The organism is Rhodanobacter aciditrophus (assembly GCF_050026795.1).
Lineage (GTDB): Bacteria > Pseudomonadota > Gammaproteobacteria > Xanthomonadales > Rhodanobacteraceae > Rhodanobacter_A.
The window spans coordinates 173,558-188,021 of sequence record NZ_JALBWP010000011.1 but is presented as its reverse complement, the minus strand read 5'-3'; the positions used below and the strand labels follow the sequence as shown (position 1 = coordinate 188,021).

General features: G+C 70.0%; 14 protein-coding genes and 1 tRNA gene. 9 read left to right on the top strand and 6 right to left on the bottom strand.

The window, feature by feature from the left end; all coding sequences use genetic code 11:
- Positions 1 to 75: 75 nt before the first annotated feature.
- The gene (locus tag ACQGNW_RS09640) at positions 76 to 2,757 is read right to left on the bottom strand and encodes a M1 family metallopeptidase (RefSeq protein ID WP_426662930.1); all 2,682 of its coding nucleotides are present in this window, start codon (positions 2,755 to 2,757) and stop codon (positions 76 to 78) included.
- 165 nt (positions 2,758 to 2,922) lie between these two features.
- Between ACQGNW_RS09640 and oxyR the strand changes: the two genes are divergently transcribed.
- The 5 genes from oxyR to ACQGNW_RS09615 all read left to right on the top strand — a co-directional run bounded on the left by oxyR (position 2,923) and on the right by ACQGNW_RS09615 (position 7,214).
- Positions 2,923 to 3,894 carry a DNA-binding transcriptional regulator OxyR gene (gene oxyR, locus ACQGNW_RS09635; RefSeq protein WP_426662929.1) on the top strand — a complete coding sequence of 324 codons (972 nt, stop codon included), beginning with the start codon at positions 2,923 to 2,925 and terminating at the stop codon, positions 3,892 to 3,894.
- Between the two features lie 118 nt (positions 3,895 to 4,012).
- Positions 4,013 to 4,432, top strand: coding sequence for a rubrerythrin family protein (locus ACQGNW_RS09630; RefSeq protein ID WP_426662928.1), 420 nt, complete (start codon positions 4,013 to 4,015; stop codon positions 4,430 to 4,432).
- 85 nt (positions 4,433 to 4,517) lie between these two features.
- Positions 4,518 to 5,861 carry a heterodisulfide reductase-related iron-sulfur binding cluster gene (locus ACQGNW_RS09625; RefSeq protein ID WP_426662927.1) on the top strand — a complete coding sequence of 448 codons (1,344 nt, stop codon included), beginning with the start codon at positions 4,518 to 4,520 and terminating at the stop codon, positions 5,859 to 5,861.
- Between the two features lie 138 nt (positions 5,862 to 5,999).
- Positions 6,000 to 6,581: a DUF3501 family protein gene (locus ACQGNW_RS09620; RefSeq protein WP_426662925.1), complete on the top strand. Its 582-nt coding sequence runs from the start codon at positions 6,000 to 6,002 to the stop codon at positions 6,579 to 6,581.
- Positions 6,582 to 7,214 carry a hypothetical protein gene (locus tag ACQGNW_RS09615; protein WP_426662924.1) on the top strand — a complete coding sequence of 211 codons (633 nt, stop codon included), beginning with the start codon at positions 6,582 to 6,584 and terminating at the stop codon, positions 7,212 to 7,214.
- A gap of 54 nt (positions 7,215 to 7,268) precedes the next feature.
- Here ACQGNW_RS09615 and ACQGNW_RS09610 read toward each other — a convergent pair whose 3' ends face one another.
- Entirely contained in the window at positions 7,269 to 7,787 is a 519-nt protein-coding gene (locus tag ACQGNW_RS09610; protein ID WP_426662922.1) for an adenine phosphoribosyltransferase, read from the bottom strand.
- Between the two features lie 97 nt (positions 7,788 to 7,884).
- Positions 7,885 to 8,169: a putative signal transducing protein gene (locus tag ACQGNW_RS09605; RefSeq protein WP_426662921.1), complete on the bottom strand. Its 285-nt coding sequence runs from the start codon at positions 8,167 to 8,169 to the stop codon at positions 7,885 to 7,887.
- Positions 8,170 to 8,423: 254 nt separating this feature from the next.
- Here ACQGNW_RS09605 and ACQGNW_RS09600 point away from each other — a divergent pair, with 254 nt between their 5' ends.
- The 4 genes from ACQGNW_RS09600 (at position 8,424) to ACQGNW_RS09585 (ending at position 12,548) form a co-directional block, all read left to right on the top strand.
- Complete coding sequence (locus ACQGNW_RS09600; RefSeq protein WP_426662920.1) at positions 8,424 to 10,184, top strand: glutamine--tRNA ligase/YqeY domain fusion protein; 1,761 nt, start codon at positions 8,424 to 8,426, stop codon at positions 10,182 to 10,184.
- A gap of 6 nt (positions 10,185 to 10,190) precedes the next feature.
- Entirely contained in the window at positions 10,191 to 10,751 is a 561-nt protein-coding gene (locus ACQGNW_RS09595; protein WP_426662919.1) for a nucleoside deaminase, read from the top strand.
- A complete protein-coding gene (locus tag ACQGNW_RS09590; protein ID WP_426662918.1) occupies positions 10,748 to 11,470 on the top strand; it encodes a TVP38/TMEM64 family protein in 723 nt (240 codons plus the stop codon). The genes ACQGNW_RS09595 and ACQGNW_RS09590 overlap by 4 nt, the downstream gene beginning before the upstream one ends.
- A gap of 73 nt (positions 11,471 to 11,543) precedes the next feature.
- Entirely contained in the window at positions 11,544 to 12,548 is a 1,005-nt protein-coding gene (locus ACQGNW_RS09585) for a YncE family protein (RefSeq protein ID WP_426662917.1), read from the top strand.
- A gap of 178 nt (positions 12,549 to 12,726) precedes the next feature.
- Here ACQGNW_RS09585 and ACQGNW_RS09580 read toward each other — a convergent pair.
- The 3 genes from ACQGNW_RS09580 to queE all read right to left on the bottom strand — a co-directional run bounded on the left by ACQGNW_RS09580 (position 12,727) and on the right by queE (position 14,454).
- Positions 12,727 to 12,802: transfer RNA gene (locus ACQGNW_RS09580), tRNA-Lys, on the bottom strand.
- A gap of 60 nt (positions 12,803 to 12,862) precedes the next feature.
- A complete protein-coding gene (gene queC / locus ACQGNW_RS09575; RefSeq protein WP_426662916.1) occupies positions 12,863 to 13,558 on the bottom strand; it encodes a 7-cyano-7-deazaguanine synthase QueC in 696 nt (231 codons plus the stop codon).
- A 206-nt stretch (positions 13,559 to 13,764) separates the two neighbouring features.
- Positions 13,765 to 14,454 (bottom strand): 7-carboxy-7-deazaguanine synthase QueE, encoded by a 690-nt coding sequence (queE, locus tag ACQGNW_RS09570; protein ID WP_426662915.1) that lies wholly within the window; start codon positions 14,452 to 14,454, stop codon positions 13,765 to 13,767.
- Between the last annotated feature and the right edge of the window lie 10 nt (positions 14,455 to 14,464).

The window sequence follows — 14,464 nt, the reverse complement described above, 5'->3', positions numbered from 1 at the left end:
GACCGCCGGCGGCGCGCCGGCCGCAAACGACAAGCCCCGCCGCGGCGGGGCTTGTCGCGCGGGGCACGCCGGCGATCAGCGCAGGATCGAGGCCGGGTCCTGCTTGGCTTTCAGCGCCGCGCACAGCTCGATCGACTCGCTGGTCTGCGCCAGCCCGCGCGCGATGCCGGCGGCGTCGTTGATGCGCGGCTTGAAGAACGCCTGCAGGCGCTGCGCCTCGGCGGTGGAGCAGCCGCCGCCCGCGGCCAGCAGCGGCAGATAGCCGCCGGCAAAGCTGCCGGTGCGCTTGAGGATCTGCGGATAGTGGCCGGTGAACCAGGTCCACATCGCGTCGCGCTGTGCCTCGGTGTCGCGGCCCGACCGCAGCAGTGCGGCCATCTCGCCCACCTTGACCGGCTTGCTCAGGGCGAAGTCGCGTACCTGCCCGGCGAGCGCGGGGTCCTCGACGCTGGCGAGGCCGCCGAGGATGCCGTTGCGCAGCGCCGGGTCGCTGGTCTGCGGCAACTCGGCGATCAATGCATCCACCGCGCTCTTGCCCTGCGTCTGCACGGCCACGCCGAGCGCGTCGCCGAGCAGGTCGGGATTGGCGGCGGCGAGGTCGAGGCGGCCGCTGGCGTTCTTCTTCAGCGCCGCCTCGCCCTGCTTCAGCAGCGCCGCGCGCACGTCGGGCAGCTTGTAGTCGAAGGCCAGCGCGCCGGCGAGCGTGCTGCGCAACAGCGAGTCGTCCTCCGACTCGCCCGGCTTGCGCTGGTAGCCCAGCCGCTCGAGCTTCGGCAGGTAGGCGGCCTTCACCCAGGCCGCGACGCGCGCACGCTGTGCGTCGGTCTTCGCCACGTGGTGGTAGATCCAGTCCAGCCGTGCCAGCGGCGCGGTGAACACCTGCGGCGTCTTCGACTCGGTGAGCGGCTTCAGCGCGGCGAGCACCTGGCCGGCGTCGAGGTCGCCGTGCTGGAAGCTGGCGCCGATCGCGTCGGCGTAGGCGAGCTGTTCGGCGTCGCTGAGCCGGGCGACCTGCCTGACCAGCGCATCCAGCTCGCTCTTGTCGAGGCTGAAGCGATAGTAGCCGGCGGCGTTCGCGTTCGGCATCACCCAGGTCGGGGTGCTGGCACCCGCGAGCACCATCGAGCCGGTGGCCTTGTCCAGCATGTCGCAGGCCACCTTGCTGCCGCCGGCGATGCCGTAGCGCACGCAGACCGGCACGCCCCAGATGCGCTGGCTGTCGCCGCGGCTGCCCAGCGGCAGGTAGCGGCTCTGCTTCAGCGTGAGCACGGTCTGGCCGTTCTCGCGCGCGAGCTTCGTCTGCACGTAGGGCACGCCGGACTGGTCGAGGAAGCTCTTGAACGCGTGCTTGAAAGCCTCGCCCTTGCCCGCGGCCGTGGCGATCGCGCCCACCAGGTCGTCCGCGTTCGCATTGCCGAACTTGTGCGCCTGGATGTAGGCGCGCATGCCCTGCTGGAAGGTCTTGTCGCCCACGTAGTTCTCGAACATGCCGATGACGGCGGCGCCCTTCTGGTAGGTGATGCCGTCGAACGCGGTCATGATGTCGCCGTTGCCGGTGATCGGCTGGCGGATCTTGCGCGCGCTGACCAGGCTGTCGTTGGCCATCGCACCCTGCGCGCCGCGCACGCGGTCGAGGTCGGCGCGGTATTCGGGATGGACTTCCTCGGTGACCTTCTGCTGCATCCAGGTGGCGAAGGCCTCGTTGAGCCAGATGTCGTTCCACCAGGCCAGCGTCACGGTGTCGCCGGTCCACTGGTGGGCCAGCTCGTGCGCGGTGACGTTGAAGGAGCCGCGCACGTCGCGCGCCGGCGAATCCTTGTCGAGCAGCAGCAGCCAGTCGCGGAAGGTGACCAGGCCCGCGTTCTCCATCGCGCCGGCGGCGAAATCCGGCGCGGCGAGCACGTCCAGCTTGTCCCATGGGTAGCCGAAGCCGTAGTAGTTCTCCAGCGCGTGGATGATGCTCGGCGTCTCGGAGATCACGTGGCTCATGCGGTGCGCCTCGCCGGCGGCGGCGATGCCGCGCAGCGGCAGCGGCTTGCTGCGGTAGGCGTCCGGCGAGATTTCCGCGGTCGGCGTGATGTCCCACGGGCCGACCGCAAAGGCCACGAGATAAGTCGGCAGCGGCAGGGTCTGCGCGAAGGTCACCGTCTTCCAGCCCTTGCCGGCAGGCTTCTCGCTCACCTGCTGCGTGTTCGCCACCGCCACGTCCTTCTCGGGCAGGGTGATCGAGATGTCGAACGGCGTCTTGAAGCCGGGCTCGTCGAAACTGGGGAACGCGTAGCGCGCGCTGATCGGCTCCATCTGCGTCATCGCGTAGGGCTGGCCCTTCGCGGTGACCTTGTACAAGCCCTGCAGCTGCGCGTTGAGCGGCGCGGTGTACTCGAACTTCAGCGTGATTTCGCCGGGTTGCAGAACGCCGCCGAAATCCACCCGCACCACGCCGGCCCTGGGATCAGCCTCGACGTACTTCGCGCCGCGCGTCTTGCCCGCAGCGTCGGTGACCGTCACCTTGGACACCGTAAGCGAAGCGCCGTCCAGCCACACGTGGTCGGCGGCCCTGGCGAGCTTCACCCTGATCGTGGTGGTGCCGGAGAAATCCTGCTGCGCCGGATCCACCTTGAACGCGATCTGGTAGGACTGCGGCACCGCCCAGGACGGCAGGCGGCCCTTGGGCGCCTGGTCGGCGCCGGCGGCGAGGGCCACGCCGCAGCTGGCAGCCAGCGCGGTAAACAGGAGAGGACGGACGTGACGGCGCATGGCGGGTTCCCCATGGAGTGGATGGCAACCCCGGACGCTAGGCCCGGCATGACTTTCCACACAGTGCCATAAGGCATGTCGACGCCGGCAGGCGGACTCGCTTGCGTCAATCGGTTCAATCGCTACTATGATCTTTCATAGCTCAAACCTATGACGAGGCTGGCCATGAACCTGCGCGACCTGCACTACCTGGTGGCCCTCGCCGAGCAACGCCATTTCGGCCGCGCGGCCGAGGCCTGCTTCGTCAGCCAGCCCACGCTGTCCACCCAGATCAAGAAGCTGGAGGACGAGCTGGGCGTGGCGCTGGTGGAGCGCACGCCGCGCAAGGTGCTGCTCACCGACGTGGGCCGCGAGATCGTGGCGCGCGCGCGCGACGTGCTGAACGAGGTGGAACAGATCAAGGGCATCGCGCGGCGCACGCTCGATCCCGAGTCCGGCACGGTGCGACTGGGCATCTTTCCCACGCTCGGCCCCTACCTGCTGCCGCACGTGGTGCCGCTGCTGCGCCAGCGTTTTCCACGGCTGGAGCTGCTGCTGGTGGAGGAGAAGACCGAGGAGGTGCTGCGCCGCCTGCGCGAGGGCCGGCTCGACGCGGGGATCCTCGCCCTGCCCGTGCACGACGACAGCCTGCACGCGGAATTCCTGTTCGAGGAACCGTTCCTGCTGGCGGTGCCGCAATCGCACCCGCTGGCACGGCGCTCCTCGCTGAAGCTGGCCGACCTCGGCGACCAGAGCCTGCTGCTGCTGGAAGACGGCCACTGCCTGCGCGACCAGGCGCTGGAGGTCTGCCACCTCGCCGGCGCGGGCGAGAAAAGCGGCTTCCGCGCCACCAGCCTGGAGACGCTGCGCCAGATGGTGGCTGCCGACGTGGGCATCACCCTGTTGCCCACGCTGGCGGTGAAGCCGCCGGTGGCGCAGGCGCCGAACGTGCAGCTGGTCGAATTCCGCGGCAGCCACCCGCCCAGCCGGCGCATCGCGATGCTGTGGCGCAAGAGCTCGGCGATGGGCGGCTTCCTCAAGCAGCTCGCCGGGGTGTTCCGCGAACTGCCGAAGGACCTGCTGGATCCGCACGGCGCGGTCACGCCGGCTCCTGCCGCGGACATGCCCGCGAAGCCGCGCCGCGATAGCCGGCAATGATCCCCCTGATAAGCACAATCAATTTCAACGAAGCCCGCCACGGCGCTAGGCTCGCTCTGTCGCGACCGCCAGGCCGCTCCCGCATTGCCCTCCCAGCCCGATGCCACGAGGTGATGTCATGAGCAAGCTGAAAGGCTCGAAGACCGAGCAGAGTCTGAAGGACGCGTTTGCCGGCGAATCCATGGCCAACCGCCGCTACCTCTATTTCGCCGCCAAGGCGGACGTGGAGGGCTACAACGACGTCTCCGCCGTGTTCCGCTCCACCGCCGAAGGCGAGACCGGCCATGCCCACGGCCATCTCGAATACCTCGAGCAGTGCGGCGATCCCGCCACCGGCCTGCCGTTCGGCGAGACCCACGCCAACCTGAAGAGCGCGATCGCCGGCGAGACGCACGAGTACACCGACATGTACCCGGGCATGGCCAAGACCGCGCGCGAGGAAGGCTTCGACGAAGTCGCCGACTGGTTCGAGACGCTCGCCAAGGCCGAGCGCTCGCACGCCAACCGCTTCACCAAGGCGCTGAACGAACTGGGCTGAATCGCCTGCCGGCAGCCTGCAGCGGCTGCCGGCATGGCCGTCGCAATGCATGGGGCGCCGCGCCGCGGCGCCCGCGGAGATGCCCATGGCGGAACCCGTCGACAGCAGCCGCGAGGGCAACCTCGAGGCGCCCACCCGCCACCCGCTGGGCCAGGACGATCCCGCGTTCCGGGACCGCGCCGCGCTCGACGCGGAACTGCAACGCGTGTTCAACATCTGCCACGGCTGCCGCCGCTGCGTGAGCCTCTGCCACGCCTTCCCCACCCTGTTCGACCTGATCGACGGCTCGAAGACGATGGAGATCGACGGCGTCGACAAAGCCGACTACCCCAGGGTGGTCGAGCAGTGCTACCTGTGCGACCTGTGCTACCAGACCAAGTGTCCGTACACGCCGCCGCACCCGTGGAACGTGGATTTCCCGCACCTGATGCTGCGCGCCAAGGCGGCGCATTTCCACGAGCACGGCGTACCGCTGTCGGCGCGGATCCTTTCCAACACCCGCGCGGTGGGCAAGCTCGCCTCGATCCCGGTGGTGGTCGAGGTGGTCAACGCCGCCAACCGCAACCCGGTCGCGCGCAAGCTGCTGGAGAAGACGCTGGGCGTGGACGCGAACGCCCGCGTGCCCGAGTACCACGCACCCACCGCGCGCAGGCGCCTGCGCGCGCTCGACGGCCATGGCGAAGCACAAGCCGCCGGCCGCACCCGCGGCAGGCTGGCGGTCTTCGCCACCTGCTATTGCGACCACTCCGCGCCGGGCGTGGTGGAAGACCTCGCCGCCGTGCTGGCGCACAACGCGATTCCGCACCGCCTGGTCGAACAGGAAAGCTGCTGCGGCATGCCCAAGCTGGAACTGGGCGACCTGAAGACGGTGACCAAATACAAGGAACGCAACATTCCGGCGCTGGCGAAGATGGCGCGCGAAGGCTGGGACTTCACCGCGGCGATTCCCTCCTGCGTGCTGATGTTCAAGCAGGAACTGCCGCTGATGTTCCCCGACGACGCCGATGTGGCGCTGGTGCGCGAACGCTTCTTCGACCCGTTCGAATACCTCGCCGAACGCCACAAGGCCGGTCTGCTGCAAACCGATTTCAAGGCGTCGCTGGGCAAGGTCGCCTGGCAGGTGCCCTGCCACCAGCGCGTGCAGAAGATCGGCCCGAAGACGCGCGAGATCCTGCAGCTGGTGCCGGACACCGAAGTCGTCACCATCGAGCGCTGCTCCGGCCACGACGGCACCTACGGCGTGAAGAAGCAGACCTACGCGCTCTCGCGCAAACTGGCCAAACCGGTGGAGAATCGCGTGCAGCAGGCCGAACCCGCCCACTTCACCAGCGACTGCCCGATGGCCGGTGGCCACATCGCGCACGGACTGGGCGACCAGCCGCCGGCCGAGCATCCGCTCAGCCTGCTGCGCAAGGCCTACGGAATTTGAAGCCCCTCTCCCTGTGGGAGGGGGGGTGGGGTGAGGGTTCGGCCAAACCGGCAACGCTTCGCTCCGCCCGTACCCTCACCCGCCCTTCGGGCACCCTCTCCCACAGGGAGAGGGACAAAGGCAAACTGGGGAACTCCCATGGACCAGCTGGAACGCGGCGACCTGCTCAGCCTCGAGAACTACGCGCTGGAGCGCGCGGAATTCCGCGCCCGCGTGATGGCGCACAAGCAGCGGCGCACCGTGCACCTGGGCGAGCATCTCACGCTGGTCTTCGAGGATCGCCTCAGCATCCAGTACCAGGTGCAGGAGATGCTGCGCATCGAGCGCATCTTCGAGCCCGCCGGCATCCAGGACGAACTGGACGCCTACAACCCGCTGATCCCCGACGGCGACAACCTCAAGGCCACGCTGCTGATCGGGTACGACGACGTGGAGCAGCGCAGGCGCGAGCTGGTGCGCCTGCGCGGCGTCGAACATGCGATCGCGCTCACCGTGCACGGCCACGCGCCGTCCGTCGCGGTCGCCGACGAGGACATGGAACGCGGCAACGGGGAAAAGACCGCTGCGGTGCACTTCCTGCGCTTTCCGCTCGACGCGGCGCGCATCGCCGCGTGGCGGGCCGGCGTACCGGTGCTGCTGGCCTGCAGCCTGCCGGCAATGCCGCTCGAGACGGCGCTGACGCCCGAACAGCGCGACGCGCTGGCCGCGGATTTCGACTGAATGCGCCGGCCCTGGCTGGTCGCTGCCGCCCTGCTGGCACTGTGGGGCGGCTGGTCGTGGTGGCGGACACGTCCGCTGCATCCGCCGCCGGGCGTGCTGGCGCCGGACGATCCCGTACAGGCGCCGCTGGACGCGCCGCTGGCAACGATCCGCACGGGCGACTTCACGCTCACCCCGCGCGCGCGTTTCGACCTGGTGGCGCGCGTGCTGTCCACCGAACGCTACCGCTTCGATGCGGGTGCCGCGCTGGTACCGGAGGACTTCGCGCTGGGCTGGGGCCGCATGTCCGACAGCGCCGTGCTCAGGACCGTCGACATCTCGCAGGCGGGCCGCTTCTACCACTGGAGCGTGCAGGCATTCCCGATCCCGCGCCGCGAGATCGAGACGCACAGCGCGAACATGCACCTGATCCCCGCCGACGCAGGCGTGCGCCGCGCGCTGGGGCGCGTGCGGGTCGGCCAGCTGGTGGCGCTGGACGGCTACCTGGTGGACGCCGACCGCGCCGACGGCTGGCACTGGCGCACCTCGCTGACCCGCGACGACACCGGCGCCGGTGCCTGCGAACTGTTCTACGTGACCTCGGCGACCACGCCCGCCGCACAGGACACGCCCCTGCCGCCCGGGTCGCAGTAGCCCTATCGCGTCAGCGGCTTGGATCGCGGGGCCGGCGGGCCCGCGACACGACGATCAGTAGCGCAACAGCGCGCGCAGCGGCTGTGCGCCGCTCCAGCGCGCGCGCCCGCCAAGCGCCTCCAGCTCGATCACCACGGCCGCGCCCGCGAGTTCGGCGCCGAAGCGCCCCACCAGCGCCTGCGCCGCGGCCAGCGTTCCCCCGGTCGCCAGCACGTCGTCCACCAGCAGCACGCGCTGGCCGGGCTGCAGTGCGTCGCTGCGCGCCTCCAGCCGGTCGTTGCCGTATTCCAGCCGGTAGTCCACCGCCAGCACCGGCGGCGGCAGCTTGCCCGGTTTGCGCAGCGGCATGAACCCCGCCCCCAGCGCCTGCGCCAGGGCAGCGCCGACGATGAAGCCGCGCGCCTCGATGCCGCACACCGCCTGCACGCCGGCATCCCGCCACGGCGCCGCCAGCGCGGCGATGCACTCGGCAAAGCCGTCGGCATCGGCGAGCAACGGGGTGATGTCGCGGAACAGCACGCCGGGCCTGGGGAAATCCGGCACGGCGCGGATCAGGGCGGCGAATGCGTGCATCGTGCCTTCCATCGTCGATCAGTTTCACCACGGAGGCGGGCGCAGCCAGCGGGCAGCGCGACCCGCTCCGATCGCATCGCGCCGGACGCCATGCGGCTCAGCAGGGCACGGCCAGGGGGCCGTCCGGCTCGTCGCCGCCATCGAGCTCCTGCAGCGCTGCGCGCGCCTCGGCCAGCTGCGCCTCGACATGGCGCACGATGCCTTCGGCGACGTCCACGCTGGAGTCGGGCACCATCACCGCGAGGTAGTCCAGCGCCGGCAATTGGCCCACGCCGCCGGTGAGGTACTCGCCGGCGATGAAGGCGGGAATCTGCGCATGCTCCAGCGCATCCTTCACCAGGTGCGCGTCGAACAGGTTTTCGGCGCGGTAGACGGTATGCATGGCTGCACGCTAGCCCCGCCGCGCGCCGACGGCAAGCCCCGCCGTGCCGGCTCGAGCGGTCGCCGCGCGGCGCCCCCGCGCCCTGTCGTCCCGCCGACGGCGCCGGCATGCCGCGGGGCGACGCGCGACCGGGCCAGGGCACGAGGTCGCAACCGGGTCTGCGCCCACCCGGCGAACTGGCCCGTCCGCCTTCGGTCGCCGACGGGGACAGGGTAAACTTGACGGATTCCATTGCCTTGCGCGAGCCGTTTCCGATGTCGAGCCCGTCCAGCCCCGCCGAGTCCGCCACCGCTGCCGCGACGGCCGACGGCCCGCGCGACTTCATCCGCCAGATCGTCCGCGAGGACCTGGCCACAGGCAAGCACGCTGCGGTCCACACCCGCTTCCCGCCGGAGCCGAACGGCTACCTGCACATCGGCCACGCCAAGGCGATCTGCCTCAGCTTCGGCATCGCCCGCGAGTTCAACGGCTGGTGCAACCTGCGCCTGGACGACACCAACCCCGGCAGGGAGGACCCGGAGTTCGTGCAGGGCATCAAGGACGACGTGCGCTGGCTGGGCTACGAGTGGCACGAGCTGCGGCACGCCTCGGACTACTTCGACGTGTTCTACCGCGCCGCGCTGAAGCTGATCGCGGACGGCCTCGCCTACGTGGATGACCTCAGTGTGGACGAGATGCGCGAATACCGTGGCACGCTCACCGCGCCCGGTCGCAACTCGCCGTACCGCGAGCGCAGCGTGGAGGAGAACCTCGACCTGTTCCGGCGCATGCGCGCGGGCGAATTCGCCGACGGCAGCCGTACGCTGCGCGCGAAGATCGACATGGCCGCGGGCAACATCAACCTGCGCGACCCCGCGCTGTACCGCATCCGCAAGGTGACCCACCAGAACACCGGCGACGCCTGGCCGATCTACCCGATGTACGACTTCGCGCACGCGCTGTCCGATGCGATGGAGGGCATTACGCATTCGCTGTGCACGCTGGAGTTCGAGGACCACCGCCCGCTGTACGACTGGTGCGTGGACAAGGTGGACCTGCCCAACCACCCCGAGCTGTGGCAGTCGGTGGTCGCCGCCGGGTTGGAAGCGAAACCGGCCAAGCCTCGCCAGATCGAATTCTCGCGCCTCAACCTCAGCTACTGCATCACCAGCAAGCGCAAGCTGGCGCAGCTCGTCGCCGAGGGCCACGTGGACGGCTGGGACGACCCGCGCATGAACACCCTGCGGGGCCTGCGCCGGCGCGGCTTCACCGCGGCCGGCATCCGCCTGCTGATCGAGCGCGTGGGTGTCTCCAAGCAGAACAGCGTGATCGACTACGCGATCCTCGAGAACTGCGTGCGCGAGGACCTCGATGCCACGGCGCCGCGCCGCATGGCGGTGCTCGATCCGCTCAAGCTGGTCATCACCAACCTGCCGGAAGGCCACGTGGAGACGCTCGGTTTCGCCAACCACCCCAAGGACGAGGGCTTCGGCTCGCGCGATGTGCCGTTCGCGCGCGAGCTGTGGATCGAACGCGAGGACTTCGCCGAGGTGCCGCCGAAAGGCTTCAAGCGCCTCGTGCCCGGCGGCGAGGTGCGCCTGCGCGGCGTGGGTATCGTGAAGTGCGAGGAGGTGCTGAAGGATGGCGACGGCAACGTTGCCGAACTGCGCTGCACGCTCGACGCCGAGTCCCGCAGCGGGCTGCCCGGCGCCGACCGCAAGGTGAAAGGCACCATCCACTGGGTCGGCGCGCCGCATGCGGTGGCCGCCGAGGTGCGCATCTACGATCGCCTGTTCGACGTGCCCGCGCCGGACGCCGAGGACGACGGCCGGCCGTGGACCGCGCACATCAATCCCGAGGCCAAGCGCGTGGTGCAGGGCTGGGTCGAGCCGGCCGCCGCGCAGGCTGAGCCGGAACAGCGCTTCCAGTTCGAGCGGCTGGGTTACTTCGTGGCCGACCGCGTGGACCATCGCGCCGACGCGCCGGTGTTCAACCGCGTGGTGACGCTGCGCGATACCTGGGCCAGGCAGGGCTGAGCCGCCATGCTCCTGCCGATGCAGGTCCACCTCACGCTGCCGCCCTGGATCGGCGAGATGGTCGACCACAGTCGCCGCTACACCACCGACGAGGACCGCATGGGCCTCGCCATCGCACTCGCCCGGCGCAACATCGAGCACGGGCTGGGCGGGCCGTTCGGTGCTGCGGTGTTCAATGCCGAGGGACGCGTGGTATCGGTGGGCGTGAACCGGGTGATCCCGCAGACCTGCTCCGCGGCGCACGCCGAGATGATGGCGTACATGAGCGCGCAGCAGCGCCTCGCCAGCTACCGCCTCAACGCGAACGGCGGCCGCTATACCCTGGCCAGCAGCGCGCAGCCCTGCTGCCAGTGCTACGGCGCCACCGTGTGGGCCGGCATCGACGAGCTGCTGATCGGTGCGCGCGCCGAGGACGTCGAGGAGCTCACCGAGTTCGACGAAGGCCCGCTTCCCGCCGACTGGGCCGGCGAACTGGAACGCCGCGGCATCGCCGTGCGCCGCGACATCCTGCGCGACCAGGCGTGCGACGTCCTCGCCAGCTATGGCGCCCGCGGCGCATCGTATTGAAACGCCTGCGCGCCGCCCTGCCGCTGATCCTGTTGCTGCTGGCCGGGATCGTGCTGTACGCCTCCGGCTCGCTGGACAGCCTGGGCCCGCGCCACCTGGTCGCCCACCAGCACGAGCTGCGCGCGCATATCGCCCAGCACCCGTGGCTGAGCCGGCTGGCCTATGTCGGCCTGCTCACGCTGGCGATGTCCACCGGCATCCCCGGCACCATCGTGATCATCCTTGCCGGCGGCTTTGCCTTCGGCGTGGTCGACGGCACGCTGTGTTCCTCCGCAGGCCTCACCCTGGGCTCGCTGATCCTGTACCTGGCCAGCCGTTACGCCTTCGGCGCCGGCACGCGCCCGCCACCGCCGCTCGCGGCCCGGCTGCACCAGGGTTTCGAGCGCCACCCGGTGAGCTATGCGCTGTTCCTGCGCTTCGTGCCGGTGATGCCGTTCGGCGCGGTCACCGTGGGGCTGGCGTGGCTGCGCTGCCCGCTATGGCTGTTCCTCGGCGCCAGCTGGCTGGGCGGTACCGTGTCGCTGGTGTTCGAATGCTCGATCGGCGCCGGACTGGGCGAGGTGCTGGGCCATGACGGCGCGCTCGACGCGGGACTGTTCCTGCAGCCTGCGGTGCTGCTGCCGATGGGCGCACTGGCCCTGCTGGCGCTGCTGCCGCTGCTGATCGAACGTTTCGCCCGGCGCCGGCGGCGGGCCACGCCGCCGCACGCACAGGATTGAGCACCCACAGCGTTTGCTAATCGTCCGGCGCGCATGCTTGGCGGACTCGTCGTCCACGCCGCCGGAGCGCGCCATGAAGCCGTTCGCCACGCTGCTGTTCCTCGTCACCGGCAGTGCCGCCACCGCGACCGCCCTGGCCGCAATGCCGCAGTACGCCGTGCTGCAGCGCCATCCGCTGGGTGGCAGCGGCGGCTGGGACTACCTCACCATCGACCCGGCCACGCATCACCTGCTGATCGCCCGCCAGGACCGGGTGATGGTGGTGGACACGCAAGATGGCAAACTGACCGGCGAAATTCCCGGCATGCGGCACATCCATGGCATCGCCCTGGTACCGAGGCTGCGCCACGGCTACGTGAGCGACGGCGCCGCCGACAGCGTCCACGTGATCGACCTGGACAGCCTGAAGAAGCTGCGCGACATCCCGATCGACGGCCAGGGCCCCGACGCCATCGTGTTCGACCCGGCCAGCGGCCACGTGCTGACCATGAACGGCCACAGTGGCAACGCCAGCGTGATCGACCCGGCCAGCGACAAGGCCATCGACGACATCGCCCTGCCCGGTCGCCCCGAGTTCGCGGTCAGCGACGGTCGCGGCCACGTGTACGCCAACATCGAGGACAAGAGCGAACTCGCGCGCATCGACACCCGGACGAACAGGGTCGATGCCGTATGGAAGCTCGCGCCCTGCGAATCGCCCAGCGGCCTGGCCATCGACACGAAATCCCGTCGCCTGTTCTCGGTCTGCGAGAACCGGCTGATGGCGGTCACCGATGCCGACGACGGCCATCGGGTCGCCACCGTGGCGATCGGCAAGGGGCCGGACGCGGCGCGCTTCGATCCCGCCACCGGGATGGTCTACAGCTCCAACCACGACGGCACGCTGACCATCGTGCACGAGGACGATGCCGACCATTACCGCGTGGTGGCGACCGTGCCCACCCAGGTCGGCGCCCGCACCATGGCGCTGGACCGCGCCACCCATCGCATCTGGCTCGTCGCCGCTGCGCCGGCGCCGCGCGGCGCCCCGGTGAGGGATTTCACCGCGCTGGTGGTCGGCCTGCACCGCGGGCCGTGAATTTCCAGCCTCCCGGCCCGGCCGCGATGGCCGGTCGCGGATCGGCCGCGGCGAACAACGGTTCGTGGGGCAGGCACGGAGAGGCTCCGGTGGAAAACCCCGCAGGACGCGGAATCCCTCACCGGCGCCCAAGCCGGCGCACAAACAAAAGGAGCGCCCGCGGGCGCTCCTGAAATCCTGGTGGGCCGTGACGGATTCGAACCGTCGACCAATAGATTAAAAGTCTACTGCTCTACCGACTGAGCTAACGGCCCGCGGTCAGGACAAGCGCACGATTTTATGGGGTGGCCGCGGCAGGCACAAGCAAAGGCGCCTCAGGCGTAGCGCGTGGGATCGGGCAAACCCGCGTCGCGGAAACCCTGTGCCCGCAGGCGGCAGGCATCGCAATGGCTGCAGGCGCGCCCCTCGGCGTCGGCCTGGTAGCAGCTCACGGTAGCCGCGAAATCCACGCCGAGCCGGGCGCCCTCGCGCGCGATGTCGGCCTTGCTCATGCGCATCAGCGGTGCATGGATGCGGATGCCCGCGCCTTCCACGCCCGCCTTGGTGGCCACGTTGGCAAGCCTTTCGAAGGCCTCGATGAAGGCGGGCCGGCAGTCGGGGTAACCCGAGTAATCCACCGCGTTGACGCCGCACCAGATGTCGTTGGAACCAAGCACCTCGGCCCAGCCCAGCGCGATCGACAGCATGATGGTGTTGCGCGCCGGTACGTAGGTCACCGGGATGTGGCCGTCGCCGTCGTGCGCGTCGTCGTCCAGCGGCACGGCGATGTCGGCGGTGAGCGCGGAGCCGCCGATGCTGCGCAGGTCGACATGCACGGTCTTGTGCTCGACTGCGCCGAGCATTTTCGACACGCGCCCGGCAGCTTCCAGCTCGGAGCTGTGGCGCTGGCCATAGGCGACGCTCAGGGCGTGCACCCGGTAGCCCTGCTCGCGGGCGATGGCGACCGTGACCGCCGAATCCATGCCGCCGGAGACGAGCACGACGGCCTTGCGGGGGGACGTTTCAGACATGGCATTCATCCAGTGAAGGGCGGCCGGTCACCGGCCGGGAAAGCGCATGCGGCGACACAGGCCGCAGCGCGGATTCTGTCGAAGGGCGCAACCATCGAGGACTGCCGTCTGGCCGTGGCGTTCCGGGACGGAGACGCCGGTGCGCAATGCAGGCATGGATGGCCGCCTTCGCGCTGCCGCGTCCAGGCACCAACGCGCCCGTTGCCTCACCTGCCGGGCTCGTCGTTCCACAGCAGCTTGTGCAGCTGCAGCTGGAAGCGCACGGGCAGCTTGTCGGCAATGATCCATTCGGCCAGTTCGCGCGGCGCGACCTTGCCCCACACGGGCGAGAACAGCACCATGCAGCGCCGGTCCAGCGCATGCCGGGCCGCGATCTCGCTTGCCCACTCGTAGTCGGCGCGGCTGGCGAGCACGATCTTCACCTGGTCGTGCGGCAGCAGGTGGTCGAGGTTCGACCACAGGTTGCGCGCGCTTTCACCGGAATCCGGCGCCTTCAGGTCCATCACCTTGCGCACGCGCGGATCGACGCCCGACACGTCCAGCGCACCGGAGGTTTCCAGCGAGACCTCGTAACCGGCGTCGCACAGGCGCTGCAGCAGCACCAGGCAGCGCTTCTGCGCCAGCGGCTCGCCGCCGGTGACGCAGACGTGGCGCGCGCCATGGCCGGCCACCTCGGCGAGGACGTCGTCGATGGCGCGCCATTCGCCGCCGTGGAACGAGTAGGTGGTGTCGCACCACACGCAGCGCAGCGGGCAGCCGGTGAGGCGCACGAACACCGTGGGCCAGCCGATCGCGTCGGCCTCGCCCTGGATCGAATGGAAGATCTCGGTGATGCGCAGCCGCTCGGCGGCGACCGGGGGCGCGGCGGAAGCCGCGCTGGTGCTGGCATCGCTCACGGCCACGCCC

What these genes read in the sequence shown, in the direction of transcription:
- ACQGNW_RS09640 (WP_426662930.1), bottom strand. Translation starts at nt 2,757, where the DNA reads ATGCGCCGTCACGTCCGTCCTCTCCTGTTTACCGCGCTGGCTGCCAGC.
- oxyR (WP_426662929.1), top strand. Translation starts at nt 2,923, where the DNA reads ATGAACCTGCGCGACCTGCACTACCTGGTGGCCCTCGCCGAGCAACGC.
- ACQGNW_RS09630 (WP_426662928.1), top strand. Translation starts at nt 4,013, where the DNA reads ATGAGCAAGCTGAAAGGCTCGAAGACCGAGCAGAGTCTGAAGGACGCG.
- ACQGNW_RS09625 (WP_426662927.1), top strand. Translation starts at nt 4,518, where the DNA reads ATGGCGGAACCCGTCGACAGCAGCCGCGAGGGCAACCTCGAGGCGCCC.
- ACQGNW_RS09620 (WP_426662925.1), top strand. Translation starts at nt 6,000, where the DNA reads ATGGACCAGCTGGAACGCGGCGACCTGCTCAGCCTCGAGAACTACGCG.
- ACQGNW_RS09615 (WP_426662924.1), top strand. Translation starts at nt 6,582, where the DNA reads ATGCGCCGGCCCTGGCTGGTCGCTGCCGCCCTGCTGGCACTGTGGGGC.
- ACQGNW_RS09610 (WP_426662922.1), bottom strand. Translation starts at nt 7,787, where the DNA reads ATGCACGCATTCGCCGCCCTGATCCGCGCCGTGCCGGATTTCCCCAGG.
- ACQGNW_RS09605 (WP_426662921.1), bottom strand. Translation starts at nt 8,169, where the DNA reads ATGCATACCGTCTACCGCGCCGAAAACCTGTTCGACGCGCACCTGGTG.
- ACQGNW_RS09600 (WP_426662920.1), top strand. Translation starts at nt 8,424, where the DNA reads ATGTCGAGCCCGTCCAGCCCCGCCGAGTCCGCCACCGCTGCCGCGACG.
- ACQGNW_RS09595 (WP_426662919.1), top strand. Translation starts at nt 10,191, where the DNA reads ATGCTCCTGCCGATGCAGGTCCACCTCACGCTGCCGCCCTGGATCGGC.
- ACQGNW_RS09585 (WP_426662917.1), top strand. Translation starts at nt 11,544, where the DNA reads ATGAAGCCGTTCGCCACGCTGCTGTTCCTCGTCACCGGCAGTGCCGCC.
- queC (WP_426662916.1), bottom strand. Translation starts at nt 13,558, where the DNA reads ATGTCTGAAACGTCCCCCCGCAAGGCCGTCGTGCTCGTCTCCGGCGGC.